The organism is Micromonospora sp. NPDC050686 (genome assembly GCF_040654475.1).
In the GTDB taxonomy this organism is placed as follows: Bacteria; Actinomycetota; Actinomycetes; order Mycobacteriales; family Micromonosporaceae; genus Micromonospora.
The window spans coordinates 34,217-58,781 of sequence record NZ_JBFAID010000005.1 but is presented as its reverse complement, the minus strand read 5'-3'; the positions used below and the strand labels follow the sequence as shown (position 1 = coordinate 58,781).

The following is a 24,565-nucleotide window of genomic DNA, read 5'->3' as shown; positions in this document are numbered from 1 at the left end:
ATGCAGCTCGGCCTGGTAGGACTCGGCCGGATGGGCGGCAACATGCGCGAGCGGTTGCGCGCCGCGGGGCACGAGGTGGTCGGCTTCGACCGCAACGCGGAGCTGAGCGATGTCGCGAGCCTGGCGGAGCTGGCCGAGAAGCTGGAGTCGCCCCGCGCGGTCTGGGTGATGGTCCCGGCCGGCGTCACCGACGCCACCATCGACGAACTCGCCGGCGTGCTCGGCGAGGGCGACATCATCATCGACGGCGGCAACTCCCGGTTCAGCGACGACGCCCCGCGCGCCGAGCGCCTGAACGAGCAGGGCATCGGGTATGTCGACGTCGGCGTCTCCGGCGGCGTCTGGGGCCGGCAGAACGGGTACGCGCTGATGGTCGGCGGCGCCCAGGAGCACGTGGACCGGCTGATGCCGATCTTCGAGGCACTCAAGCCCGAGGGCGAGTTCGGTCTCGTGCACGCCGGCCCGGTCGGCGCCGGCCACTACGCCAAGATGGTGCACAACGGCATCGAGTACGGCCTGATGCACGCCTACGCCGAGGGCTACGAGCTGCTGGCCAAGTCCGAGCTGGTGACCAACGTGCCGGGGGTGTTCAAGTCCTGGCGCGAAGGCACGGTGGTCCGGTCCTGGCTGCTCGACCTGCTCGACCGGGCGCTGGACGAGGACCCGGAGCTGGCCGAGCTGAGCGGCTACACCGAGGACACCGGCGAGGGGCGCTGGACGATCGACGAGGCGGTCCGGCTCGCGGTGCCGATGAACGTCATCGCCGCTTCGCTCTTCGCCCGGTTCGCCTCCCGGCAGGACGACTCGCCCGCCATGAAGGCCGTCGCCGCGCTGCGCCAGCAGTTCGGCGGCCACGCCGTCCACAAGCGCTGACCGGTATCCACAACCTGTGTACGTCCGCCGGCTGGAACTGGTCGACTTCCGCTCGTACGAGCGGGTCGGCGTCGACCTGGAGCCGGGCCCGAACGTGCTGATCGGCGCCAACGGCGTCGGCAAGACGAACCTGGTCGAGGCGTTGGGCTACGTGGCGACCCTGGACTCACACCGGGTCGCCACGGACGCCCCCCTGGTCCGGATGGGCGCCTCGTCGGCGGTGATCCGCTGCGCGGTGGTGCACGACGGCCGGGAACTCCTGGTCGAGCTGGAGATCGTGCCGGGCAAGGCGAACCGGGCCCGGCTGGGCCGCTCCCCGGCGCGGCGCGCCCGGGACGTGCTGGGCGCGCTGCGGCTGGTGCTCTTCGCCCCGGAGGATCTGGAACTCGTCCGCGGCGATCCCGCCGAGCGGCGTCGCTACCTGGACGACCTGCTGGTGCTCCGGCAGCCCCGGTTCGCCGGGGTACGCGCCGACTACGAGCGGGTGGTCAAGCAGCGCAACGCCCTGCTGCGCACCGCGTACCTGGCCCGCAAGACCGGGGGTTCCCGGGGCGGGGACCTGTCCACCCTCGCGGTCTGGGACGCGCACCTCGCGCAGCACGGGGCCGAGCTGCTGGCCGGCCGGTTGGAGCTGGTCGCCGCGCTGACCCCGCACGTGGCGAAGGCGTACGACGCGGTGGCCGCCGGCCGCGGCGCGGCCGGGATCGCGTACCGGCCGTCGGTGGAGCTGCCCGAGCCGAGCCCGGACCGGGCGGCGCTGGCCGAGGCGCTGACCGCCGCGCTGACCGAGCAACGAACGGCGGAGATCGAGCGGGGCACCACCCTGGTCGGCCCGCACCGCGACGACCTGACCCTCACCCTCGGCCCGCTGCCCGCCAAGGGGTACGCCAGCCACGGCGAGTCCTGGTCGTACGCGCTGGCGCTGCGGCTGGCCGGCTACGACCTGCTGCGCACCGACGGCATCGAGCCGGTGCTGGTCCTCGACGACGTGTTCGCGGAGCTGGACGCCGGGCGCCGGGAGCGGCTCGCCGCGCTGGTCGGCGGGGCCAGCCAACTGCTGGTGACCTGTGCGGTGGACGAGGACGTGCCGGCCGCCCTGCGCGGCGTCCGGTACGCGGTCGGTGAGGGGACGGTGCACCGTGTCGGATGAGCCACTGCTCCCGCCCGCCCGGCTGGGGCCGGCGAAGGACGCGCCCCGGCGTACCCGGGAGACCGGCGGCCCGGCCGGCGACGCACCCGGCGGCGACGGCACCGCGCGCGGCGGCAGCACGGCCGGCACGGCCCGCGGCGACGGCGCACCCGGCGGGGACGGTACCGCTCGCGGGGACGGCGCGGCCGGGGCGGCCGGTCCGGAGCTGGCCCGGGCGGTGCTGGACGCGGCGAAGGCCCGCCGGGAGGCCGCGGCGAAGACCCGGCGGCGCAGCGCGGTCCGGGGGGACGGCGACGAGCGGCGGTTGCGCGGCTACTCGGGGCCGGGCCCCGACCCGCGCGACCCCCAGCCGCTGGGTGTGGTGCTGGAACGGTTGATGAAGGCGCGCGGCTGGCAGCAGCCGGCCGCCGAGGCGACCGTCTTCGGCGCCTGGGAGAAGGTCGTCGGCGCGGAGGTGGCCCAGCACAGCCGGCCGGTCAAGCTGGAGGACGGCGAGCTGACCGTGGAGGCCCGCTCGACCGCGTGGGCCACTCAGCTCCGGCTGCTCGCCGGCTCGCTGCTCAAGCAGATCGGCCGCGAGGTCGGCCACAACGTGGTCCGGAAGCTGCACATCCACGGCCCGGCCGCGCCGTCCTGGTCGCGGGGCCCGCGCCGGGTGCGCGGTCGCGGCCCGCGCGACACCTACGGCTGACGGTCAGTGACCGCGCCGGGCCTCCCGCTCGGCCTGCTTGCGTGCGCGCTGCTCCCGGCTCCACTGCTTGCGCCGTTCGAGGTCCTGCTTCCACCCCTCCCGGGCCGGGCGTGAGCCGCCCTGGAGGGCACCCTGGATCTGCGGGGGACCGGCCAGGTTGCGGAACACCCAACTCATGAGGCGGCCGCCCTTGCCGGCGGCGTCCCCGATGTGCTCCTCGGTGTTCATTCCTGCCCCTCCCGGCCAACCATTGGTGTACAAACCATTGGTACAGCAATCATTGCTAGGATCGCAACGACCTTAGGGAGGTCGTAGGTGTCCGAGCAGCTCGACGGTGACCCGCTGGCGCTGGAGCAGCAGGTGTGCTTCGCGCTCTCCGTCGCCGCCCGCGGCGTCGTCGCGGTCTACCGGCCGTTGCTGGAGCCGATGGGCCTCACCCACCCGCAATATCTGGTCATGCTGGCCCTCTGGCAGTACGCGCCGCTGTCCGGTCGGGAGTTGAGCCGGCTCCTGCAGCTTGACCCCGGCACCCTGTCACCGCTGTTGAAGCGGCTCGAAGCGGCCGGCTACGTGCGACGTGAGCGGGACGCGTCGGACGAGCGCAGCCTCGCCGTGTCGCTCACTCCCAGCGGGCAGGCCCTGCGGGCGCAGGCCGAGCGGATCCCGCCCGCGATCGTCGAGCGGCTCGGCCTGCCGCTGGCCGACCTGCGGCACCTGCACACCGTGCTGACCGAGGTCATCGCGGCGGCGAACCGGGCCACCGCGCCGGAGCCGGCCGCGCCGGGGCAACCGGATCAGGCGTCGGCGTAGACGGCGAAGCCGCGGTCGGCGCAGCGACGGTAGAAGGCGGCCAGCACGGCCAGCTCGGCGCAGGTGAAGCTCCACTGCGGCGGATCGCCGTTCTCGTCCCGCAGCTTGTCCAGCCGGCTGTCCAGCCAGCGCAGCTGCTGCTCGGCCAGGCGACCGTCGGACAGCAGCGACCGGAGCACCTCGCTGACCGACTCGAAGGTCACCGCCTCGCCGAACGCCCGGTGCTGGGCGACGAACTTCTCCACCCCGCCGGCGATCCAGGAGCAGCCGTCGGGGTCGATCACCGGGTCCTCGTCCTCGGCGGCGTTCTCTGTGGCGTAGAGCACATCCTCCAGCCCGAGGATCAGGTCGACCAGCTCGGAGTAGGCGGTCGCCCGTACCGTGCCGGTCTTGGCGATGAGCTCGGCGAGCGCCGCGGTCGGCGCGGAGATCCGCGGCACGTCGACGATCTCGCCGAAGTCGACGAACTCGGCCGGCGCGACCGGGTCGTAGAAGCGGCCGGTACGCGGCCAGTGCACCGCGACGTTGTCCAGCCCCATCTGGCGTCACCTCTTCAACACGTGTGCGAGCGATCAGGTCGATCGTCCCGGTTCCGACCGGAAAAGATCAAGAGCAGCCCGGGCGGCGTGGCAAAGCTACGGTACGGCGGGCATGCCCGTCACGCCCGCCCCGGCCACGGCGAGGCGATCCGACGGCGGCGGCGACCCGCGACGGGGGCCTGGCGTGTAGGGGGAGTCGCGGACAGCGCAGTTCGGCCGGCTACGGAGTTCTCAGCCGCCATTACAGGGGTGCCGAGTGGCGGTTCTGTCGTGTGCGCACAGTAAGATTGAGGGCGAGACGAAGACCGGACACGGTGCGACGGACAACGGGCCCACAGGCCCTTGATCATTGTCCCGGGCCCGGTTGAGCCGATCGCGATCCGCGGGCAACCGCGGCGACCGGCGCGAGCGATCCCCGACCTGGGCATCCGGGCCGGTCCGTGCGCGCCCGGCGTCGCGTCCTGTCCGCCGAACCCGCGCCCCGCGCCCCGGCGTGGTCGGCGCGAGAAAGTGGCCGAGGGTGGCAGCGGAGGACAACAAGAAGTACGGCGCCGAGTCGATCACCGTCCTCGAGGGGCTGGAGGCGGTCCGGAAGCGGCCCGGTATGTACATCGGGTCCACCGGTGAACGCGGCCTGCACCACCTCGTGTGGGAGGTCGTCGACAACGCGGTCGACGAGGCGATGGCGGGCTACTGCGACACCATCGACGTGGTGTTGCTGGCCGACGGCGGGGTCCGGGTCACCGACAACGGCCGGGGCTTCCCGGTTGACCTGCACCCCAAGCTCAAGAAGCCGGGCGTCGAGGTCGCCCTGACCGTGCTGCACGCGGGCGGCAAGTTCGACGGCAAGGCGTACGCGGTCTCCGGCGGCCTGCACGGCGTCGGCGTCTCCGTGGTGAACGCCCTCTCCACCAAGATGGCGGTGGAGATCCACAAGGACGGCTTCGTCTGGCGGCAGGAATACCACCACTCCAAGCCCACCCCGCTGGAGAAGGGCGAGCCGACCGACCGCACCGGCTCGGCGGTCTCCTTCTGGCCGGACCCGAACGTCTTCGAGACCGTCGACTTCGACTTCCAGACCATCTACCGGCGCCTGCAGGAGATGGCCTTCCTCACCCGCGGCCTCACCATCCACCTGCTCGACGAGCGGGTGCCGGAGGGCGAGGAAGGCAAGATCCGCGAGGTGACCTTCCGCTACGACGGCGGCATCGCCGACTTCGTGCGCCACCTCAACGCCTCCAAGAACCCGATCCACAAGACGGTGGTCGAGTTCGGCGCCGAGGAGGAGGGCATGTCGCTGGAGATCGCCATGCAGTGGAACGAGTCGTACGGCGAGTCGGTCTACACCTTCGCCAACAACATCAACACCCACGAGGGCGGCACCCACGAGGAGGGCTTCCGGAGCGCGTTGACCAGCGTTGTCAACCGCTACGGCACCGACCGCAAGCTGCTCAAGGGCGACGAGAAGCTCTCCGGCGAGGACATCCGCGAGGGGCTGGCCGCGATCATCTCGGTCAAGCTGACCAACCCGCAGTTCGAGGGTCAGACCAAGACCAAGCTGGGCAACACGCCGGTGAAGAGCTTCGTGCAGCGGGTCTGCAACGACCGGCTGGTCGACTGGTTCGACCGGAACCCGGCCGAGGCGAAGACCATCATCCAGAAGGCGTCCCAGGCCGCCCGGGCCCGGATCGCCGCCCAGCAGGCGCGCAAGCTGGCCCGGCGCAAGTCGCTGCTGGAGTCCGGCTCGATGCCGGGCAAGCTGGCGGACTGCCAGTCCACCGACCCGCGCGAGTCCGAGGTCTTCATCGTCGAGGGCGACTCCGCCGGCGGCTCGGCCAAGCAGGGCCGCGACCCGCGTACCCAGGCGATCCTGCCGATCCGCGGCAAGATCCTGAACGTGGAGAAGGCCCGGATCGACCGGGTGCTCAAGAACAACGAGGTCCAGGCGCTGATCACCGCCCTGGGCACCGGCATCCACGACGACTTCGACATCGAGAAGCTGCGCTACCACAAGATCGTGCTGATGGCCGACGCCGACGTCGACGGCCAGCACATCCAGACGCTGCTGCTCACCCTGCTGTTCCGCTTCATGCGGCCGCTGGTCGAGCTGGGCCACGTCTACCTGGCCGCCCCGCCGCTCTACAAGATCAAGTGGAACAAGAAGGGCGACGACGCCCAGTACGCGTACTCCGACCGTGAGCGGGACGGGCTGATCGCGCTGCGCCAGCAGAAGAAGGCCAACGCCAAGCCGGACGACATCCAGCGGTTCAAGGGCCTCGGCGAGATGAACTATCCCGAGTTGTGGGAAACCACCATGAACCCGGCCACCCGTACGCTCCGCCAGGTGACGCTCGACGACGCCGCGACCGCCGACGAGCTGTTCAGCGTGCTGATGGGTGAGGACGTCGAGGCGCGCCGGTCGTTCATCCAGCGCAACGCCAAGGACGTGCGGTTCCTCGACATCTGACGGACGGCGCCGGGGTGGTCGACGATCCACCGGCCACCTCGGCGGTCCACAGAGTTATCCACAGTCTGGCCGGTTTCCACAGCGGTTATCCACAGCACGAAGCCGACTCTGAGTCTGATAAGGGTTAACAGTGACCGATACTCCCGAGTCCACCCCCAACGAGCCGGCGACCCCGGAGACACCGGCCGCGGTCGTGGCGCACGACCGCATCGAGCCGGTCGGCCTCGAGGTCGAGATGCAGCGCTCGTACCTCGACTACGCGATGAGCGTCATCGTCGGGCGGGCACTGCCGGACGTCCGGGACGGGCTCAAGCCGGTCCACCGCAAGATCCTCTACGCCATGTTCGACTCCGGCTACCGGCCGGACCGTGGCTACGTGAAGTGCTCCCGGGTCGTCGGCGACGTGATGGGCCAGTTCCACCCGCACGGCGACTCGGCGATCTACGACGCGCTGGTCCGGATGGCGCAGCCCTGGTCGCTGCGGTACCCGCTGGTCGACGGCAACGGCAACTTCGGCTCGCCGGGTAACGACCCGGCTGCGGCGATGAGATATTGTCTGACCGCAGATGTCCGGATTCGTACCGCCGAGGGCAGCGTGCGGATCGGTGACGTGGTGCCGGGTGCCGCGCCGAGCAGCGAGACCGACGTCGAGCTGAAGGTCCGCGACCGCAACGGCGACCTGGTCCGCGCCTCGAAGTTCTTCCACTCCGGCGAGCACCCCACGCTGCGGCTGCGCACCCGCGAGGGGTACGAGCTGACCGGCACCCACAACCACCCGGTGCTCTGCCTGGTGGATGTGGCCGGCGTGCCGACCCTGCTGTGGAAGCTGCTCGCCGAGATCTCGCCGGGCGACCGGGTGGTCCTCCAGCGCACCGTGCCGGACGAGATCGGCTACCCGATGCTGGAGCACGTCGAGGCGGCCGTCCTCGCGGGCGCGTTCGTCAGCGAGGGCTGGGTGTCCGAGGGACGGGCCGGCTTCAACAACGTCGACCGGGAGTTCTTCGTCCGCGTCCTCGCCGCCTACGACCTCGCGGTCGGCGGTCCCCGCTACGTCAGCGAGCGGGTCATCGCCTCGGGGAGCACCCTGCACGAGCTCGACGTCCAGGATCTCTGCGCGCTGCGGAAGAGCATCCTCGGCGAGCTGGTCGGGGCGCGTAGCGCCGCCAAGTTCGTACCCGAATTCGTCTGGCAGGGGCCGGCGGCCGTCAAGCGGGCCTTCCTCCAGGCGCTCTTCGAGGGCGACGGCTCGTCCTCGCTGCTGCCGCGCAACACCATCCAGATCTCGTACTCGACCCGCAGCGAGCGGCTGGCCCGCGAGGTCCAGCAGCTGCTGCTGGAGTTCGGCGTCGTCAGCAAGCAGTGCGGCTACGACAGCGGCGAGATCAAGGTCGTGGTGACCAACCGCCGCGACGCGCGGATCTTCGCCGCCCACGTCGGCTTCCTCGGCCGCAAGCAGGCCAAGCTGGAGTCGGAGCTGGCCGAAGTGCCGGCGAGCAGCACGGCGCTCTCCGGCGACCACGTGCCCTTCGTCGGTGATTTCATCCGCGAGCACGGCGCGACGCGCTGGACCGAGCGGGACTGGCTGCGCCGGCACAACGTGGACCGGATCGAGCGCTGGGAGCGGGACCGGGAGGAGATCGCGGCCCGGGTCACCGAGCCCGGGATCCTCGACGTGGTCGAGCCGCTGGTCGACGGCCGCTTCTACTACACCGAGGTGGCCGAGGTCGCCGACGCGGGCGTGCAGCCGGTCTACAGCATCCGGGTGGACACCGACGACCACTCGTTCGTCTCCGACGGTTTCGTCAGCCACAACACCGAGTGCAAGCTCGACCCCCTCGCCATGGAGATGCTGCGGGACATCGACGAGGACACCGTCGACCTGCAGGACAACTACGACGGCCGGGCCAAGGAGCCCACCATCCTGCCGTCGCGCATCCCCAACCTGCTGGTGAACGGCTCCGAGGGCATCGCGGTCGGCATGGCCACCAAGATCCCGCCGCACAACCTGCGGGAGATCGGCGCGGCGGTGCAGTGGTGCCTGGAGCACCCGGAGGCCGACGAGGCCGAGACGCTGGAAGCGCTGCTGGAGATCGTCAAGGGCCCGGACTTCCCGACCCACGGCCTGATCGTCGGGCATGCCGGCATCCAGGACGCGTACCGGACCGGGCGCGGTTCGATCCGGATGCGCGCCGTGGTCGAGGTGGAGGAGGACAAGCGGGGCCGGCCGGCGCTGGTGGTCAGCGAGCTGCCGTACCAGGTGAACCCGGACAACCTCGCCGAGCGGATCGCCGAGCTGATCAAGGAGGGCAAGCTCGGCGGCATCGCCGACATCCGGGACGAGTCCTCCGGGCGTACCGGCATGCGGATCGTGTTGGTCCTCAAGCGCGATGCGGTCGCCAAGGTGGTGCTCAACAACCTCTACAAGCACACCCAGCTCCAGGAGACGTTCGGCGCCAACATGCTGGCGCTGGTCGACGGGGTGCCGCGCACGCTCAACCTGGCGCAGTTCATCCGCTACTACGTCGAGCACCAGATCGAGGTCATCCGCCGGCGGACCGCGTTCCGGCTGCGCAAGGCGGAGGAGCGGGCGCACATCCTGCGCGGTCTGTCCAAGGCGCTGGACGCCCTGGACGAGGTGATCGCCCTGATCCGGCGCTCGCCCACCGTCGAGGACGCCCGGCAGGGCCTGATCCGGCTGCTGGAGATCGACGAGGTCCAGGCGACGGCGATCCTGGACATGCAGCTGCGTCGGCTGGCGGCCCTGGAGCGGCAGCGGATCCTGGACGACCTGGCAAAGCTCGAGGTGGAGATCGCCGACCTCAAGGACATCCTGGCCAAGCCGGAGCGGCAGCGCAGGATCGTCTCCGAGGAGCTGGGCGAGATCGTCGCCAAGTGGGGCGACGACCGGCGGACGAAGATCGTGCCCTTCGAGGGCGAGGTCTCGATGGAGGACCTGATCGCCCGCGAGGACGTGGTCGTCACCATCACCCGCACCGGGTACGCGAAGCGCACCAAGGTCGACCTCTACCGTTCGCAGCGACGCGGCGGCAAGGGCGTCAGCGGGGCGACGCTGCGGCAGGACGACATCGTCAGCCACTTCTTCGTCTGCTCCACCCATGACTGGATCCTGTTCTTCACGAACAAGGGGCGGGTGTACCGGGCCAAGGCGTACGAGCTACCGGAAGCCAGTAGGGTGGCCAAGGGTCAGCACGTGGCCAACCTGCTCGCGTTCCAACCGGATGAGCAGATCGCGCAGATCATCGAGATTCCGAACTACCAGGTGGCGCCCTACCTGGTACTCGCCACGAAGAACGGTCTGGTGAAGAAGACGCGGCTCGAGGAGTTCGACTCCAACCGTTCCGGCGGCATCATCGCGATCAACCTGCGCGATGAGGACGAGCTGGTCGGCGCTGTCCTCGTGTCTCCCGAGAACGACCTGCTGCTGGTGTCCAAGAACGCGCAGGCGATCCGGTTCAACGCCACGGACGAGGCGCTGCGCCCGATGGGCCGGGCAACCTCCGGGGTGATCGGCATGCGGTTCAGCGAGTACGACGAGTTGCTCGCCGTGGAGGTCGTCCGCGAGGGCCTGGACGTGCTGGTCGCGACGAACGGCGGATATGCGAAACGTACGCCGATCGAGGAATACCCGGTGCAGGGCCGGGGAGGTAAGGGCGTGCTGACTGCAAAGATCACCGAGCGACGGGGTGGTCTGGTCGGTGCCGTGGTGATCGATCCGGACGACGAGCTGTTCGCCATCACCAGCAACGGCGGTGTCATCCGGACTCCGGTGAAGCCTGTACGCCGTACGCGTGACCGGAACACAATGGGGGTAAAGCTGATGGACCTCCCGGACGGCGTGACTATCGTGGCGATTGCTCGCAATGCCGACGAGCCTGAGGAACAGGACTAGTTGATGACGGAGACACAGGCGAAGTCGGGGAACACGGGGACCTCGGCCAGCGCGGTCGACGAGGAGTCCGCGGACGGGGGCACCTCGTCCGGCGGGCGGGCGGCCGTCGGCCGGGCCACCGTCCCCGGCGACGCGCCTGCCCCGAAGTTCACCCGGGCCCCCGGCATGTCGCCACCGCCGGACAAGCCCGCGGAGGATTCGGGGGCGACCGAGCAGACCGAGGCCACGGCCACCGAGGCGGTCCCCGCCGCGCCGAAGTCGACACCCGCCGCCCCGAAGCCGGCGCCGGCCGGCCCCAGCGCGGCGACCCCGCGTTCGTCCTCCACCACGCAGCCGATCAAGGCCGGTGCGGGGCAGGCGGCGACGGCGAAGGGCGGTGCGGCCACCGGCACCCAGGCTCGGGCCGGCGCGGCCAAGCCGCAGCCGGAGGGTGGCGCTCGCGCTGCCGGCCGGCCGGCCAACGGTGGTGGCCTCCCGCCGGGCGTCGGCACCGCCGCCGTCGGGGCCGCGCGGGTCGGTGACGCGGTACGTGCCGCGCGTACCTCGGTGAGTTCCGCGGCCTCCCGCGGACCGCGCCGGGCCCGGCTCAACCTCAAGCGGATCGACCCGTGGTCCGTGATGAAGTTCGCCTTCGCCGTCTCGGTGGTGCTGTTCATCGTGGTGGTCGTCGCCACCTCGGTGCTCTACCTGGCCCTGGACGCGATGGGCGTGTTCGAGAGCGTCAACAGCAGCCTGACCGACCTGGTCAACGCCGGCGGCGGCCAGGGCACCAGCGGCTTCCGGGTCACCGCCAAGGGCGTCATCCTCAGCTCCGCGCTGGTCGGGCTGGTCAACGTGGTGCTGTTCACCGCGCTGGCCACCCTCGGGGCGTTCGTCTACAACGTCTGCGCCGACCTGGTCGGCGGGATCGAGCTGACGCTCGCCGAGCGCGACTGACCCGACGAGTGACGCCGGGACCCGCTGTCAGGGTGTGGTCCCGGCGTCTTCGTCTCCGGCCCGCCGGAAACCGTTCGCCCGGCCTGCGGCCGGCCGGGTACGGTCGTGCGGGCGAGGACGCCACGATCGACCCCGATTTGGGACCGGACGAGGCGATAGGTTAACCTTGGCCGTCGCCACGCGGGGCTATAGCTCAGTCGGTTAGAGCGCAGAGCTGATAACTCTGAGGTCGCTGGTTCGATTCCAGCTAGCCCCACCGCACGTCCTTCCCGACGGCAGTCGAGCGCGAGGGGTCGCCCCAATGGTCAAGAAGCTTCTGTTCCTGGTCGGTGTCGTCGGCGTGGTGGCCGTGGTGGCCAAGAAGGTCAAGGCTTCCAACGACGAGCGTGCCCTGTGGCACGAGGCGACCACGGCGCCCGACCTGCGCTGACCGGCCGGGCGGCTCCGCCCGGCACGGGGCCCTAGCTCAACTGGCAGAGCACTGCCTTTGCAAGGCAGGGGTTAGGGGTTCGAGTCCCCTGGGCTCCACCAGCACTTCCACCGGTTGATCTCGGTTCCGAGTACAGCCATCTGTACAGCCAAGCGGTCACGCCGTCCCCTCCTCGCCCAGCACCCGATCGATGGCCGAGGCAGCCTGACGAGCCCGCGCCGGCAGGACATGTCCGTAGGTGTCGGCCGTCATCCGGATCGTGGAGTGCCCGAGCAACTCCATTACCGTGCGCAGCTCCTCGCCCTGGTCGAGCAGGAACGTGGCGAACGCGTGCCGCAGGTCGTGCAGGTGCAGCCAGTCCAAGCCAGCCGCCGCGCGCAGCTGCTCGAAGCGCCGGTTGACGTTCCGCGGCTCCATCGCCGTGCCGATGGTGCTGGCGAAGACCAGGCCCAGATCCGACCACAGCTCCCCAGCCGCGAGCCGTTCCTTCGCCTGGCGCACCCGCTGCGACTCCAACGCCCGGACGGCCAGCGCCGACAGCGGTAGCGGCCGGCTCGATCGGTGCGTCTTCGGTGGCACGAACTCCAGCCCACGATCCGTCCGCTGGAGCGTTTGCCGAACGAATAGCGCCCGTCCCGGCAGGTCGACGTCCGACCAGCGGAGGCCCAGCAGCTCAGCCCTCCGGAGCCCGGTCGCCAGCGCCAGGACGAACAGCGATTCCAGCCGGTCCCCGGTCAGCACTGACAGCAGAGTCTTGGCTTCCTCGGGAGTCAGGGCGCGCCGCTCGGTCCGGCCGAGAGCCGGCGGCTTGGCGGCCTTGGCGACGTTGCGCGGGACCAGGTCCATCCGCTCAGCGTCGGCCAGGGCGACGCGCAGCACGGCGTGCACCTTGATGATGCTGGCCGGCGCGAGCTTGCCCCGTAGACCGGTGAGGAACCGCTGTACGTCCCGAGGCGTCAGCCGGTCGAGCTTCGCCCGGCCCAGGCCCGGCACCAGGTGCTTGCTCACGGCCAGGCGGTAGCGCACCAACGTCGACGGCCGCGTACCGTCGTGCGCCTTCACGTCCCGCAGCCACTCGGTCAACCAGGCTTCCAGAGTCCGAGGCTGCGCGGTGAGGTCGACACCGAGCTGAAGTTGGCGCCGCAGCTCGTCCCGCTTCCGGGAACAGCACCTCGACCCGGAACGGCCGGTTGCTCGCCTCCATGTCGACCGTGAACGCCGCCTTGCCCTCGGCGCGACGCTTGAAGCGATCCGAGCCGAGCCGCTTGACCGGTGGCCGACGACGGACGAACCACCCACGCCCATGCTCGGAGACCACCAGGCCATCAGTGACCAGGACACCTAACGCCCGGCGAGCCGTCACCCGGCTCACGCCGTACTCATTGACGAGCTGAGTCTCCGACGGCAGCTGGGCGCCCTGCTCCAGCTCGCCGCGCTCGATCGCCGCGCGCAGGTGATCCGCGATCTGCCGGTACACGGCCCGGTCACTGGCCGGGTCAATCCGTACGGTCATCGCGGGCCTCACCAGGTGGTATACACGAGTCGTCTTGGAAGAACCCTACCGAACCGGGGGCAGCGCCATGCCGGTCAGTTCCCAGCACTCCGTCAGCGTCGCCGCCATCATCGTCAACGACGACGACCAGGTCCTGATGACCCAGCGCCGCGACAACGGCCACTGGGAACCCCCGGGCGGCGTGCTCGAACGCGACGAATCGATCATCGACGGGCTACGGCGGGAGGTCCGCGAGGAAACCGGCCTCGAAATCGAACCCGAGCGGTTGACCGGCGTCTACAAGAACATGCCTCGCGGAATCGTCGCCCTGGTCTTCCGCGCCCATGTAGCCGGCGGCCAGCTCCGAGTGACAGAGGAAACCACCCGAGCCGAGTGGTGGAACCGCGAACGTGTCACCAGCGGCATGGACGAGGCGTACGCCGTCCGCGTGCTCGACGCCCTGAACGAAGCTCAGCCAGCCATCCGCGCCCACGATGGAGTATCGGTCCTGCACGACCAAGCGGCACTGCCGAATTGACCTTTTAAGGATCAAGGCGGCCCGCAAAGCGGGCCGCGCCGGCCCGGCCCCGGCCTGCTGGCGACCTCCGGCCGGCATCGGCCGGGCCGGCCGGCCACGCTGACGGACGGAACCAGGGGCATGAACGGCTGAGGCGCGACGATCGCCGTCGGGGATGCCTTCCATCGAGGCTGGGGCGATCGGCTGCCGCGCAGCAGAGCTGCTTGCCACTGGACTCTCGGGGGCGCCGCACGCAGTAGGTTGACGCCGAGGACCAGGGCGTGACCCATCCCCCGGATGCCGGATCTTCTACGCCACCCATTCAGTGTCAAGGGCGCTGCGCGTCGGCACGCCGATGGCCTGCGGCCACCCTTGACACCGAACGGTCGCCGCAGTTCTTGGCATCTATCCGGGGGACGGGAGCAGCGTGGCGGCGGCCCTTTCCGGACGACCATCTGTTAGAGGATGGCGCATTCGTACCGTGAGGAGGGCAGTACTTAGATGTATATCGCGACTGGAACTACCTTGAAGGAGAGTCCATCAATCCTTGACGGAAAGTCGAGGTCTAGGTATTCCTCGACCCTTGCGTCGAGGCCAGAATTGTCCTCCATCTTTTCGCTCGCCAACTTTCTAAGTTGATCCGTGAGCAGGTCGACCGCCTGAGGCTGAATGCGGTCTAGCACCTTATTGCGGGCGAGAATGGGAACGTTAGCTGCGGGTGGGGTGCTCACCTTGCCGAACACCGTAAAGTGTCCGTCGAGGATCCGATCTGCGTCCTCTACGAGAAAGCTTCGGGTATCACATACGACTACTGCGGTGACGCCAGGGATCGAATTGATGGCTCCGTAGTATTCTCGGGTAGCGATGCTCCGGAAGTCCACACGGATGGCTTCCGCTACGGCCCTAGCAAGCTCCGCATCCGCGTCTGGGCGAGTTTGGTATTCAAGGATCAGGCTCTGCCGCTCATCTTCGCTACTCGCATTCGTGATTTGTGGAATAATCTGCGTCCTGCGAGCCCACTGCGTAATAGCGCCTACCAAGGTTGGGTTGAGGACGTCCATGAGCGCAATCAGCTCATCCGGCTTGAACTCGGCCTGAAACTCTACAAAATCTCCTACGGCTAGTTCTTCCACGTCGGACGCGGCAGTCAGCTTTTTCAGTAATCCCGCAGTTCGGAGATCCTGCCTTACGTGGTGCAAGTAGAAGGCAGAGGTGTATTTGTAATTCCTAGTTGTCTGCTGTCCTGCGACACCCTCGAAGGTGGTTCCATCGTCGGCCGTAATCTTCGCGCTTGCCTTAATTCCGCCGACGCCCGGCAGTTTCACATCTGCGCCCAATTCCCCGCCGCCGGTTTCGCCTTCCTTTGAGGTGTGGGTATTTCTGGACTCGCCAGCCTCAGAGGCGTCGGTGATTAGGCCCCTGTTCGCCTGCTGGAGAATGCCCTCGACGTATGACGCGTCTTGATAGATGGTTATGCTTGGGCCTTCACCGGAGATCGCGATGTCAGCGCTTGCTGAAGTCATATTCTTGCCCCTCTACGGCATCGCCAAAGTGAACTACTCGCCAGGCTCCTTGCACCGTATCTAAGGTGGACTGTCCCCGCAAATGGGGGCGAAGTCTGTAGAGGTCACGACCGTAAGAGCACCACGGCAAGGGCGACAGATTGCCGATGACGGCACTGTGCGCCAGCGGCAGCTCCGAGGGCGGATCGATGCGGTTGCGGAGGAGTAGAGGCCTGCGACCATGGTTGCGGGTCTTGCTGAACGAGAACCTAGCCCTGCCGAGGCTACGGATCAGAAGCTGGCTGTACAGCCATCTGTACAGCCAGCTGGCCGACTGACCCGGTCGTAAGTGGACGAGAGTCGACGAGACGAGCAAGGTAGCGGATCGGGCCATCCCCGGGCCGCAGGCCGATGCGACGCCAGGCCGAACCAGGCCACGAGGCGACCATGCCGACCAGGCGGATCGCTGTGCCACCAGCCCCTTCGGTCCAATTCCCAAGCTGACAGTCGCCCGTGCAAGCCGTGGCCGTGACGGGCCATCCACGGGCCAGTAACCGTGGCGCGCAGCGGTCATGAGCGGGCACGAGCGGCATCCGGCTCTGCCGCCGGCCGCAGGCGTTTCGGGCATCACGACCCGTTGAGCGCGCTCTTCCAAACTGGCGGTCCCCTTGTCTAGTCCGTTTCACGCCGTCAGACGCGAGTCGGGTTAGATGTGGCCGTGACCGCTCATGCTGTAGCTCAAGCCCTGCCGGACATCGCAACGCTTCGCGACCGGTGCCGGGCGTTGGCGATGCTGGACGCGGTCATGAGTCCGGATTGGGAGTTCCGCTACTACTCCTTCGACTCGCGATGGGGGCCCGGCGAGGAGATGGCGTCGATGCGGAACGGCTCGGGTGACGCCTACTCGATCGTGTTCTCGCCACCCGGCGCGTTCATCCGGGGGCTCGACCACGAGTCGCCGATGAGCCCGGCTCGCAACGACAAACTGTGGCCGGGGTTGGTCGACACCGTGCCGGAAGTGTTCTCCGCGCATGTAAACGAACCGGCGTTCAGCTACAAGGGCGTGTTGTCTGCGACGGTGTGCCTGTGGCGCCAGGTCGACGACGACCGGTGGCAGGCCGGCGACATCGACTTCCCCAGTGGCGACGACCCCGACGGTGCGGACGGACTGTTCGAAGTGCTGGTCGACCCCACGCCTATGGGGTATCAACGCTTCGCCGAGGACTACTACGAGACGAGCGTGGGCATCGACGCTGTCAGTGAGGTCCTTGCGCTGCGCCCGCTCACCGAAGACCTGGTACGGCGCCTGAACCCTGACGTGACGATGGAGGACCTCGTTGAAGATCTCGCCGAAATCAGCTACCCGTCGGGGACGGCGTAGCGGCTCCAGGTGTCGCCGGGCTTCGAGACGTTGATTCGAGCGCATGTAGGCACTTGAGCTTGGCTGTACAGCCACCCGTACAGCCAAGCCGGCCGACGAGGTACTACGAAGACCGACGCCGCCCGACGCGGCGCGCAGGTCAGCGACGGTGGCCGACATCCGTCGACAGCGGTCTTGATCTTTGCAAGGCAGGGGTTAGGGGTTCGAGTCCCCTGGGCTCCACCCGAAACGCGTACCCGAACGCGGACCGCGAGGACGGCAACGTCCTGCATCACCTCAGCTCACTTTTCGCCTGAGGCAGGCGCACCCGGCCAACGACCGTCGGCCTGGGCCGCCGCGACCTCGGCCAGCCCGGGCGGGCGCATCCGGCCCTGCGCCGACAGCTTGGCGACGAGGTCGACGTTGACCTGCGACCACGGGCTGCGGGATCGCCGCCGGGAGTACCGCTGGAGGAAGAAGTCCTCGTCGAGTGGCTTACGGAGGCTGCTGATCCAGCCGTAGCAGAGCCCCACTTCGACCGCCGCCATCCCGGTGACGGTCGTGTGCGGCGACTTCTTCTTGGCGATCTTCAGCCAGATCGCCTCCTCCTGTGCGTGGTGCTCCTCCAGCCAGGCGGCGAATTCGTCCTGCCCGGTGAAGACCAGCGGGTTCACGACGCGCCCCGGGAAGACGTCAGCACGTCGAGGTAGTGCTTGTTCGTCATGACACCGAGTACGTTGCCGAACGGGTCGACGACCGAGGCCGTCACGAAGCCCGGCCCCCATTCGCGGATGCCCTGGTGCTCCGTCGCGCCCATCTCGAGCAGCCGCGCGAAGACCCCCTCGAGGTCGTCGACGTGCCAGTATGCGATCACTCCGCCCGGCAAGCCGGCGGGAGAGGCGAAGCGACGGTCGATGATGCCCAGCTCGTGCTGGTAGTCGCCGATGCGGAACTCGCGGTAGCCGTCCCGCGAGAAATAGGGCTCGACGCCGAGGAGGTCGGCGTACCAGCGGGCGGCGGCGTCCAGGTCGTCGGCGAAGAGGTTGATCGTGGCAAGTCCTCGAAGAGTGCTCATGGGACCAAGGCTAGGGTCACTTGTGGAACGTATGATTCCTCAATGCTGGATACTTCGGTCCGACTCCTGCGACTGCTGGCGTTGCTGCAGTCGCGGCGAAACTGGTCCGGCGCGGAGCTGGCCGACCGGCTGGAGGTCACCAGCCGGACCGTGCGCAACGACGTCGAGCGCCTGCGCATCCTGGGCTACGAGATCCACTCCAGCACCGGGATCACCGGCGGTTACCGGCTGAGCCCCGGCCGCGTCCTGCCACCGCTGCTGCTCGACGACGAGGAGGCGGTCGCGGTCGCCGTCGGGCTCAGCGCGGCCGCGGCGGGCTCGGTCGCGGGCATCGAGGAGCCGTCGGTACGCGCCTTGGCGAAGCTGCAGCAGACGCTGCCGGCCCGGCTGCGTGGCCAGGTGGACGCGATGCGTAAGGCCACTGTCTTCGCGGCGGGCGGCGGACCGGCGGTCGATCCACAACACCTGACCGTCATCGCCGCCGCCATCCGCGACCACGAGCGGCTGCGGTTCGACTACGCCGGGCATTCCGGGGGAACCACTCGGACCGTCGAGCCGCAACGTCTCGTCTACACCGGGCAGCGCTGGTACCTGCTGGCCTGGGACCTCGCCCGAGAGGACTGGCGTACGTTCCGCGCGGACCGGATCACGCCACGATTGCCGACCGGTCCCCGGTTCACGCCGCGCGGGCTGACCGACGAGGAGGCGACCGACCGGGTTCGCCGCGGGGTGGGCTCGCTGGCCTGGCCGTATCAGGCGGAGGTGCGGCTGCACGCCTCGGCCGAGGCGGTCGCCGGCCGGATCCCGCCAGAGGCAGGTCTGGTCGTCCCGATCGACGACGAGGCCTGCCTCTTCCAGACCGGCACGAACTCGTTGCTCGGCCTGATCACCTACCTCACCAAGCTGGAGGTCGGGTTCACCGCGATCAATCCACCGGAGCTTCGCGAGCTGCTGCGGCAGCTTGCCGCCACCTACGCGGCCGCCGCCGAGTAGCCCGGCAAGACAGCTGCCGTCTCGGCGGCGAGCCCCAACCAAGGTCAGGGTCCGGCTGGTCGGCTCAATGCCGTCGTCATGCCATCGACGCTAGGGCATGCCCGCCAGCGCGGACCAGCACAGCAGCAGGCCCGGTCAAGAGCCGCGGCGCGCGAAGATGATCCCGCCGAGCGAGCTCTCGGCCGAGCTGACCGTCAGCTCTGCCTCGACCGTGAACCCGGCTTCGCGCAGCCACGCCGCCACCCGGGCGGGCTGGCGCCGGTGGACCTGCACCTTCATCGGGTGGCCGCCGTAGCCCTCCGTCTTGAGCCGTGACTCGTCGCCGACGTGGAAGCTGACCAGCAGCGGCCCACCGGGACGCAACACTCGCCGGAACCGCGCGAGGACCGAGCCCATCTGATCGTCGGGAATGTGGATCAGCGAGTACCAGGCGACCAGTCCGGCGACCGAGCCTTCAGCCAGCTCGAGGTCGGTCATGGAGCCCACCTCGAACCGCAGGCCGGGGTGGTCGCGCCGAGCCACCTCGACCATCCGGGGTGAGAGATCGATGCCGAAGGCGTCCACGCCGAGCCCGTGCAGGTGGGCGGTGATGCGCCCCGGCCCACAGCCCACGTCGACGACCGGCCCGCCGCCGGTGGCCTGCACGAAGTCGGCGAACAGCGCCAGCGCCGCTCGCTCGTACGGGGTTTCGGACAGAAGGTTGCGCAGCAGATCCGCGTAACTGGCGGCGACCGTGTCGTACGAGGTGCGAGCGTCCGCCAACCAGTCCGCACCGTTCATACTGGCAAGGCTAGACGGCTCAGGTGCGGCGGCGTAGCGCTCGGGCCAGCCGACGGAGGCAGTCCTCGTTGTGCGCCGCTACCGCCCGAAGCACCGGCCCGATCTCCATGAACATGATCAGTGGGGTGTGGACGGTGCGTCCGGAAGGGCGCCGCCACCGCAGGGAGGGCAGGGACGTGAGTGCCACGACGTCCGCGCGGCGGATGGTCCGCGAACGCAGCAGCCCCCGTACGGTGATGACCTTGCCTGCCACCGCCACCGACATGCGGTAGCCGCGCACCGCCAGGACCACACCAGGAACCGATGCGGCCAGGCAGGCGAACAACACAGCCAGGTCGGCGAGGCTCGTGCTTGGCGGCACCGGATCGAGCGGCAGCCAGGCCAAGGTGGCGAGGACGGCTCCCGGCGCGCTGTTGGCCACGCGCGTCATCGGCAGTGGGCGGAGGATCATCACCCGATGATCCGACGCGACGGTCGCGGGGACAATGATCATCGAAGCCCGCGTCGGCGCAGCGGGCGTGCCCCGTGCTGACGGCGAACAAACCGGTGGGCTCTCCAGGTGCGGTACGCCGCCGGCCGGGTATGCGGGTTCGTGGCACCGAGGGTGAGATGGGTGGGCGGCCGGTGACCGCGAACGCGGCCGACCGTCCCGCGCGGCTGTCCGAGGCGATCCGCGCCGAACTGCGCCGGGCGTTCCGCTGGCCGTTCGAGACCCCGATCGTGGTCGCGACCAACGGCACGATGATGACGCTCGCCTGGTTCCTGCTGCCCCCGAGCCTGATCAACCTCCTGTTCAGCTTCCACGGGCCGCTGGCGTACCCGATGATCCTCGCCTTGTGGATGTACGCCGACGTGCCGGCGACCAATCTGCTCGGCTCGGACGGCCGGCGCAGCATCGGCCTGCTGGATGATCGGCGGGCGCTGCGCCACTCGCAGCGGGCCAAGAACCTGGTGCTGTGGCTGCTGGTCTCGCCGCTTGCGGCGGCGATCGCGATCGTGGTGGGGGTCCACGGCAGGCATCCGCTGGCCACGATCTTCACCGCGCTGTGGATCATGGTGGTGCCCCTGGGGGCGCTGGGAGTCTCCGCCTGGCTCGGGGTTTTCTTCCCGTATCACCCGGTCGGCCTCAAGCGGCGGTGGCGGCACCGCCGGCCGTTCCGTCGCAAGATCGTCCGTTGGCTGATCCTCGTGACGGCACCGTGGATGCTGGTGCCGGGCCTGGTGGTGCTGATCAGCCTGCCCGCGGTCGCGCTGTGGGTGGCCACCTACCAGAGTTGGCGGGGGCAGCGGATCCCCGACGGGTACTTCGTCGGCGGTGTGGCGATGGGATGCCTGTCGGCGGTGCTGTGCTGGATCTTCGGCCCGCGGCTGGCCGCGCGGTTCGCGCGGCGTCGCCGGGACCGGCTGGCCAGCTTCCTCGCCGATCCGGACCGTGGCTGACCGCCCTTGACGACCGTTTCTAGGCTGCCGGGCATGGGAGCGATCAAGCCGTGGCACCTGTCCGTCCTGCTCTGCGTTCTGCTGCCGCTGCTGGCGGTGGGGGCCGGGGTGTGGATGTCCCGCCGCCGCTCCCGCGACCACCGCTGACCGACCCGATCGGCCCAGCCGACCCGACCGAACCGAGGGACCCGACCGACCCGACCGGCCCTGGCCCAGGCGACGGGCGCGGGGTCGGGCGTCAGCCGACCTGGGCGGCGAGCCGGTCCACGTCCCTCGACAGCCGGGTGTAGCCGGCCTCGCTGAGCCGGCCGTCCTTGTGCAGGCCGGCCAGCCTGTCGCGGAGCTTCTTGACGTCGTCCGCCGCCCGCCGTTGGTCGTCCGCGGCCAGGTCCTTGGCGATGGCGTCGACCTTGCCGTGCAGGTCCTTCGCGGCGTCCGGGTTGAGCTGCCCCGTGTTCACCTGTTCCTGGATCGACAGCCGGATCGCCACGATTGGGTCGGCGGGCGGCGGCGGGCTGGTCGTACGCGCCGGGGCGCTGGTCGGCGCGGTGCTGCGGGCGGCGGGCCGGGTGGAGGTGCTCGTCCGGGCCGCCGGTGCGGGCGCGGCGCCGGTCGGGCTGGGGGCGGGCGGCGTGGTCGCCCCCGTGCCGGACGCGACCGGCGTGGGCCGGGTGGCGAGCGTGGTCGCCGCCGTGACCGGCGGCGCGCCGGCAGGCTCGTCGTCGGGCAGCAGTGCCGCGCCGGCCACCGCGAGCGCCGCGCCGCCGGCGAGGACGGCCAGTAACACGGCCGGGCGGCGGCGCCGGCGGTGCGGCTGGTCCGCCGGCCGGTCGAGGATCAGTCTCGATCCGCCGGTGGGCCAGGGTGCGGCGCCGGCCACGGGCCGGGATCCCGCGCCCGGGCCGGCGGAGCCGGCAGTCACCGCTCCGGCCAGCGCCGCCAGCGGCAGGCCGTCCGCTGGTGCCGCCACGGGCAGGCCGTCTGTCGGTGCCTCGTCGGGCAGGCCCGCCCGGATCGCGGCGAGCCGGTCCCGCACCTCGACCGCGTCCGCCGGGCGGGCGGCGGGGTCCTTCGCGAGCAGGTCGGCGAGCAGGGCGTCGAGCGCGGGCGGCACCTCGGGCCGCCGGCTGCGTACCGGGGTGGCCGGTTCGTGCAGGTGCTGGTGCAGCACGTGCAGCGGGTCGCCGGCGAACGGTGGGGTGCCGGCGAGCATGGTGTAGAGGGTGCAACCGAGGCCGTACAGGTCGGTCCGCGGGTCGACCGGGCCGCCGGTCGCCTGCTCCGGCGACATGTACGAGCTGGTGCCGAGTCGGGTGGCCGCGTTGGTGAGGGTGTTCTCCCCGTCCCGGAAGAGCCGGGCGATGCCGAAGTCGCAGATCTTGACGACGCCGGTGGGGGTGACGATCAGGTTGCCGGGTTTGATGTCGCGGTGCACCACCCCGGCGGCGTGCGCGGCGACCAGACCGTCGCAGATCTGCTCGGCGATGGCGAGCGCCCGCCCGATCGGCATCGGACCGGCCATGACCAGCGCCGACACGGTCTGCCCCTCGGCCAGCTCCAGGACCAGGTACGGGTCGCCGTCGGCGGTGCCGAAGTCGTACACGGCGACGATGTTGGGGTGGGCCAGCCGGGCCACGGCCCGGGCCTCCCGGTCGAACCGTTCCAGGGCCATCGGCTCGTCGAGCCCGGCCCCGGCGAGCACCTTCACCGCGACCGGGCGGTCCAGCCGCAGGTCCCGGCCGCGCCACACGCTGGCCATGCCACCGCTGCCCAGCAGCTCCTCGGCCTGGTAGCGGCCATCCAGCAGTCTCGACATCACCCCCATATTTCCATTACCGGCCGTCGCTACACAGCCTGCGATGGGTAGTGACGGCCGGTGGGGTCGGTCAGGTCTGTTGGCGGTCGACCTTCAGGTTCACGAAGCGCGGGTCGCCCTTGGCCAACGTGCGGATGCGCTCGGCGTAGGCACTGGTCTGCGGCTGGCCGCTGTGCGCCATCGCCTGCTCGTACGTGTCGAACTCGGCGACGATGACGAAGTGGCCCGGCTTCTCCTGGTCCTCGGCGAAGGTGAGCCGGGACGGGCCGTTGGCCGGGCGTTCCCGCTCCCACTGCTCGCTCAGCATCCGCATCTCGTCCGGACGGTCGGTCTCGTACTCGACGATCTGCACGAACGACATCTGATCCACCTCCGCTGCTCGCTGCTCCGGTTGTCAGCGTTCCCCACCAGCTCGGGCTCATGTCTCGGGAATGGACCTGCCCGGCTGGGGTAGCAGAAGCATCAGAACCCCCGGAAAGTGAGGTGTGATGCCGATGCCGACCGCACGCGAGATCATGACCAACGACGTGTCCTGCGTCCGTGAGCAGGACGACCTCAAGGTGGCCGCCCGCCGGATGGCGGAGCTGGGCGTCGGTTCGCTGCCGATCTGCGGCGACGACAACCGGCTCAAGGGCATGCTGACCGACCGCGACATCGTGGTGAAGGTGCTGGCCGAGGGCCGGGACCCGGGCAACGTGACCGCGGGTGAGCTGGCCCAGGGCGAGGCGGTGACCGTGGGCGCAGACGACGATGCCGCCGAGATCCTGCGGACCATGGGCAAGCATCAGGTACGCCGGCTGCCGGTGATCGACGGGCACGAGCTCATCGGCATCGTGGCGGTCGCCGACGTGGCCCGGTCGCTGCCGGACCGCCCGGTGGGCGACCTGATCGAGGCCATCTCAGAGCGCACCTGACCAGCGGTTGATCGCCGCCGCCGCCGGCTCTGCGCCGGGGACGGCGGCGATTCGCCGTACGGGACGTCAGGCGGGTGGGGTGAGTGGCACCGTCTCGCCCCGGGCGACGGTGCGTACCGCACGGACCAGGCCGCGCCGGCGCGCCTCGTCGACGAAGTGCCGTAGCGGTGACCGGAAGACCGGGTAGTCGTCGTAGTGGATCGGCACGGTGAGCCTGGGCCGGATCAGCTCGACCAGGTCGGCGCCCTGCCGCGCGTCCATGGTGAGCAGTACGCCAGCGAGGCGGGTGCCACCGAGGTGGATCAGCATCGCGTCGATGTCGGGGAAGCGTTCCGGGATCCCGGCGAGCAGCGGCCGGTGCAGGGTGTCCCCGGTGACGTACAGGCGGAACTGCCGTGTCCCGTCCCGGTCCAGGTCGATCAGGGTGCCCATCACGTCCGGCAGCGCCCGGTCCAGCAGGCCCGGCCCGTGCTGCCCGGGCAACGAGGTGAGCCGCAACGTCTCGCCGCCCCGGCGCAGCTCCCGGGAGCGCCAGGTGGGCAGGCCTTCCGCCGCGCCGAATCCCCACCGGCGCAGTTTCCGTTCCGCCTCGGGCGTGGTGAGGATCGGCACCTGCCGGTCCAGCCCGCGCCGGGCCACCCGGTCGAAGTGGTCGCCGTGCAGGTGGGACAGCACCACGGCGTCCAGTTCGGGCAGGTCGGCGACGGCCATGGCCGGGTCAGTGCGGCGCTTCGACCACATCCCGTACCCCAGGTAGGCGCGCTGGCCGCGGTGCAGGAAGTTGGGGTCGGTCAGCAGGGTGAACCCGCCGAGCCGCAGCAGGGTGGTCGCCGTGCCGATGAAGGTCACGTCCGGTTGGTGGGTCACCAT

The 24,565-nt window shown here is 69.9% G+C and carries 24 protein-coding genes, 2 tRNA genes and 1 pseudogene; 15 read left to right on the top strand and 12 right to left on the bottom strand.

Annotated features, from left to right (window positions below; translation table 11 throughout):
- Genes gnd through AB0H57_RS06710 form a run of 3 tightly spaced genes read left to right on the top strand, consistent with a single transcriptional unit; the run spans position 1 to position 2,714 of the window.
- On the top strand, positions 1 to 873 hold the full coding sequence (gene gnd, locus AB0H57_RS06720) for a phosphogluconate dehydrogenase (NAD(+)-dependent, decarboxylating) (protein WP_357503434.1): 873 nt from the start codon (positions 1 to 3) through the stop codon (positions 871 to 873).
- A gap of 16 nt (positions 874 to 889) precedes the next feature.
- The gene (gene recF, locus AB0H57_RS06715) at positions 890 to 2,023 is read left to right on the top strand and encodes a DNA replication/repair protein RecF (protein WP_357503432.1); all 1,134 of its coding nucleotides are present in this window, start codon (positions 890 to 892) and stop codon (positions 2,021 to 2,023) included.
- Positions 2,013 to 2,714, top strand: a complete 702-nt coding sequence (locus tag AB0H57_RS06710) for a DciA family protein (protein ID WP_357503430.1) — start codon at positions 2,013 to 2,015, stop codon at positions 2,712 to 2,714. The genes recF and AB0H57_RS06710 overlap by 11 nt, the downstream gene beginning before the upstream one ends.
- Positions 2,715 to 2,717: 3 nt before the next feature.
- Here the strand turns inward: AB0H57_RS06710 and AB0H57_RS06705 are convergent, their stop codons facing one another.
- Complete coding sequence (locus tag AB0H57_RS06705) at positions 2,718 to 2,942, bottom strand: hypothetical protein (RefSeq protein WP_357503428.1); 225 nt, start codon at positions 2,940 to 2,942, stop codon at positions 2,718 to 2,720.
- Between the two features lie 87 nt (positions 2,943 to 3,029).
- On the opposite strand from AB0H57_RS06705, the gene AB0H57_RS06700 reads away from it, so the two are divergent.
- On the top strand, positions 3,030 to 3,524 hold the full coding sequence (locus tag AB0H57_RS06700) for a MarR family transcriptional regulator (RefSeq protein WP_357503426.1): 495 nt from the start codon (positions 3,030 to 3,032) through the stop codon (positions 3,522 to 3,524).
- On the opposite strand, the gene AB0H57_RS06695 is transcribed toward AB0H57_RS06700, so the two are convergent.
- The gene (locus AB0H57_RS06695) at positions 3,509 to 4,063 is read right to left on the bottom strand and encodes a hypothetical protein (RefSeq protein WP_357503424.1); all 555 of its coding nucleotides are present in this window, start codon (positions 4,061 to 4,063) and stop codon (positions 3,509 to 3,511) included. The genes AB0H57_RS06700 and AB0H57_RS06695 overlap by 16 nt on opposite strands.
- 520 nt (positions 4,064 to 4,583) lie before the next feature.
- Here AB0H57_RS06695 and gyrB point away from each other — a divergent pair.
- From gyrB to AB0H57_RS06665, 6 genes are all read left to right on the top strand, one after another.
- Entirely contained in the window at positions 4,584 to 6,530 is a 1,947-nt protein-coding gene (gene gyrB, locus AB0H57_RS06690; RefSeq protein WP_357503422.1) for a DNA topoisomerase (ATP-hydrolyzing) subunit B, read from the top strand.
- A 130-nt stretch (positions 6,531 to 6,660) separates the two neighbouring features.
- Positions 6,661 to 10,440 (top strand): intein-containing DNA gyrase subunit A, encoded by a 3,780-nt coding sequence (gyrA, locus tag AB0H57_RS06685; RefSeq protein WP_357503420.1) that lies wholly within the window; start codon positions 6,661 to 6,663, stop codon positions 10,438 to 10,440.
- A 3-nt stretch (positions 10,441 to 10,443) separates the two neighbouring features.
- Positions 10,444 to 11,376, top strand: a complete 933-nt coding sequence (locus AB0H57_RS06680) for a DUF3566 domain-containing protein (protein WP_357503418.1) — start codon at positions 10,444 to 10,446, stop codon at positions 11,374 to 11,376.
- 182 nt (positions 11,377 to 11,558) lie between these two features.
- Positions 11,559 to 11,632 (top strand) — tRNA-Ile (locus AB0H57_RS06675).
- A gap of 45 nt (positions 11,633 to 11,677) precedes the next feature.
- Complete coding sequence (locus AB0H57_RS06670) at positions 11,678 to 11,806, top strand: DLW-39 family protein (protein WP_222955853.1); 129 nt, start codon at positions 11,678 to 11,680, stop codon at positions 11,804 to 11,806.
- A gap of 25 nt (positions 11,807 to 11,831) precedes the next feature.
- A tRNA-Ala gene (locus tag AB0H57_RS06665) sits at positions 11,832 to 11,907 on the top strand.
- 55 nt (positions 11,908 to 11,962) lie between these two features.
- Here the strand turns inward: AB0H57_RS06665 and AB0H57_RS06660 are convergent.
- Entirely contained in the window at positions 11,963 to 13,111 is a 1,149-nt protein-coding gene (locus AB0H57_RS06660; protein ID WP_357503706.1) for a site-specific integrase, read from the bottom strand.
- Positions 13,104 to 13,319: pseudogene (locus AB0H57_RS06655) on the bottom strand (GntR family transcriptional regulator); the annotation flags it as partial. The gene AB0H57_RS06660 and the pseudogene AB0H57_RS06655, both read right to left, overlap by 8 nt.
- A gap of 34 nt (positions 13,320 to 13,353) precedes the next feature.
- Here AB0H57_RS06655 and AB0H57_RS06650 point away from each other — a divergent pair.
- On the top strand, positions 13,354 to 13,836 hold the full coding sequence (locus tag AB0H57_RS06650; RefSeq protein WP_357503415.1) for an NUDIX hydrolase: 483 nt from the start codon (positions 13,354 to 13,356) through the stop codon (positions 13,834 to 13,836).
- Positions 13,837 to 14,312: 476 nt separating this feature from the next.
- Here the strand turns inward: AB0H57_RS06650 and AB0H57_RS06645 are convergent, their stop codons facing one another.
- A complete protein-coding gene (locus tag AB0H57_RS06645; RefSeq protein ID WP_357503413.1) occupies positions 14,313 to 15,338 on the bottom strand; it encodes a hypothetical protein in 1,026 nt (341 codons plus the stop codon).
- 691 nt (positions 15,339 to 16,029) lie between these two features.
- On the opposite strand from AB0H57_RS06645, the gene AB0H57_RS06640 reads away from it, so the two are divergent.
- Positions 16,030 to 16,698 (top strand): hypothetical protein, encoded by a 669-nt coding sequence (locus AB0H57_RS06640; RefSeq protein WP_357503411.1) that lies wholly within the window; start codon positions 16,030 to 16,032, stop codon positions 16,696 to 16,698.
- A 281-nt stretch (positions 16,699 to 16,979) separates the two neighbouring features.
- On the opposite strand, the gene AB0H57_RS06635 is transcribed toward AB0H57_RS06640, so the two are convergent.
- Together AB0H57_RS06635 and AB0H57_RS06630 are read right to left on the bottom strand one after the other, a co-directional pair.
- Entirely contained in the window at positions 16,980 to 17,351 is a 372-nt protein-coding gene (locus tag AB0H57_RS06635; protein WP_357503409.1) for a hypothetical protein, read from the bottom strand.
- The gene (locus AB0H57_RS06630; protein WP_357503407.1) at positions 17,348 to 17,752 is read right to left on the bottom strand and encodes a VOC family protein; all 405 of its coding nucleotides are present in this window, start codon (positions 17,750 to 17,752) and stop codon (positions 17,348 to 17,350) included. The genes AB0H57_RS06635 and AB0H57_RS06630 overlap by 4 nt, the downstream gene beginning before the upstream one ends.
- Positions 17,753 to 17,794: 42 nt before the next feature.
- On the opposite strand from AB0H57_RS06630, the gene AB0H57_RS06625 reads away from it, so the two are divergent.
- The gene (locus AB0H57_RS06625) at positions 17,795 to 18,745 is read left to right on the top strand and encodes a YafY family protein (protein ID WP_357503405.1); all 951 of its coding nucleotides are present in this window, start codon (positions 17,795 to 17,797) and stop codon (positions 18,743 to 18,745) included.
- Between the two features lie 135 nt (positions 18,746 to 18,880).
- On the opposite strand, the gene AB0H57_RS06620 is transcribed toward AB0H57_RS06625, so the two are convergent.
- Together AB0H57_RS06620 and AB0H57_RS06615 are read right to left on the bottom strand one after the other, a co-directional pair.
- On the bottom strand, positions 18,881 to 19,525 hold the full coding sequence (locus tag AB0H57_RS06620; protein ID WP_357503403.1) for a methyltransferase domain-containing protein: 645 nt from the start codon (positions 19,523 to 19,525) through the stop codon (positions 18,881 to 18,883).
- Positions 19,526 to 19,544: 19 nt separating this feature from the next.
- Positions 19,545 to 20,018: a hypothetical protein gene (locus AB0H57_RS06615; RefSeq protein WP_357503401.1), complete on the bottom strand. Its 474-nt coding sequence runs from the start codon at positions 20,016 to 20,018 to the stop codon at positions 19,545 to 19,547.
- A 131-nt stretch (positions 20,019 to 20,149) separates the two neighbouring features.
- Here AB0H57_RS06615 and AB0H57_RS06610 point away from each other — a divergent pair, with 131 nt between their 5' ends.
- Positions 20,150 to 20,965, top strand: a complete 816-nt coding sequence (locus AB0H57_RS06610) for a hypothetical protein (RefSeq protein WP_357503400.1) — start codon at positions 20,150 to 20,152, stop codon at positions 20,963 to 20,965.
- A 238-nt stretch (positions 20,966 to 21,203) separates the two neighbouring features.
- Here the strand turns inward: AB0H57_RS06610 and AB0H57_RS06605 are convergent, their stop codons facing one another.
- Positions 21,204 to 22,781 carry a protein kinase gene (locus AB0H57_RS06605; protein ID WP_357503398.1) on the bottom strand — a complete coding sequence of 526 codons (1,578 nt, stop codon included), beginning with the start codon at positions 22,779 to 22,781 and terminating at the stop codon, positions 21,204 to 21,206.
- A gap of 70 nt (positions 22,782 to 22,851) precedes the next feature.
- A complete protein-coding gene (locus tag AB0H57_RS06600) occupies positions 22,852 to 23,142 on the bottom strand; it encodes a hypothetical protein (protein ID WP_357503396.1) in 291 nt (96 codons plus the stop codon).
- 133 nt (positions 23,143 to 23,275) lie between these two features.
- Here AB0H57_RS06600 and AB0H57_RS06595 point away from each other — a divergent pair, with 133 nt between their 5' ends.
- The gene (locus AB0H57_RS06595) at positions 23,276 to 23,695 is read left to right on the top strand and encodes a CBS domain-containing protein (protein WP_357503394.1); all 420 of its coding nucleotides are present in this window, start codon (positions 23,276 to 23,278) and stop codon (positions 23,693 to 23,695) included.
- Positions 23,696 to 23,761: 66 nt separating this feature from the next.
- Here AB0H57_RS06595 and AB0H57_RS06590 read toward each other — a convergent pair whose 3' ends face one another.
- The gene (locus AB0H57_RS06590; RefSeq protein ID WP_357503392.1) at positions 23,762 to 24,565 is read right to left on the bottom strand and encodes an MBL fold metallo-hydrolase; all 804 of its coding nucleotides are present in this window, start codon (positions 24,563 to 24,565) and stop codon (positions 23,762 to 23,764) included.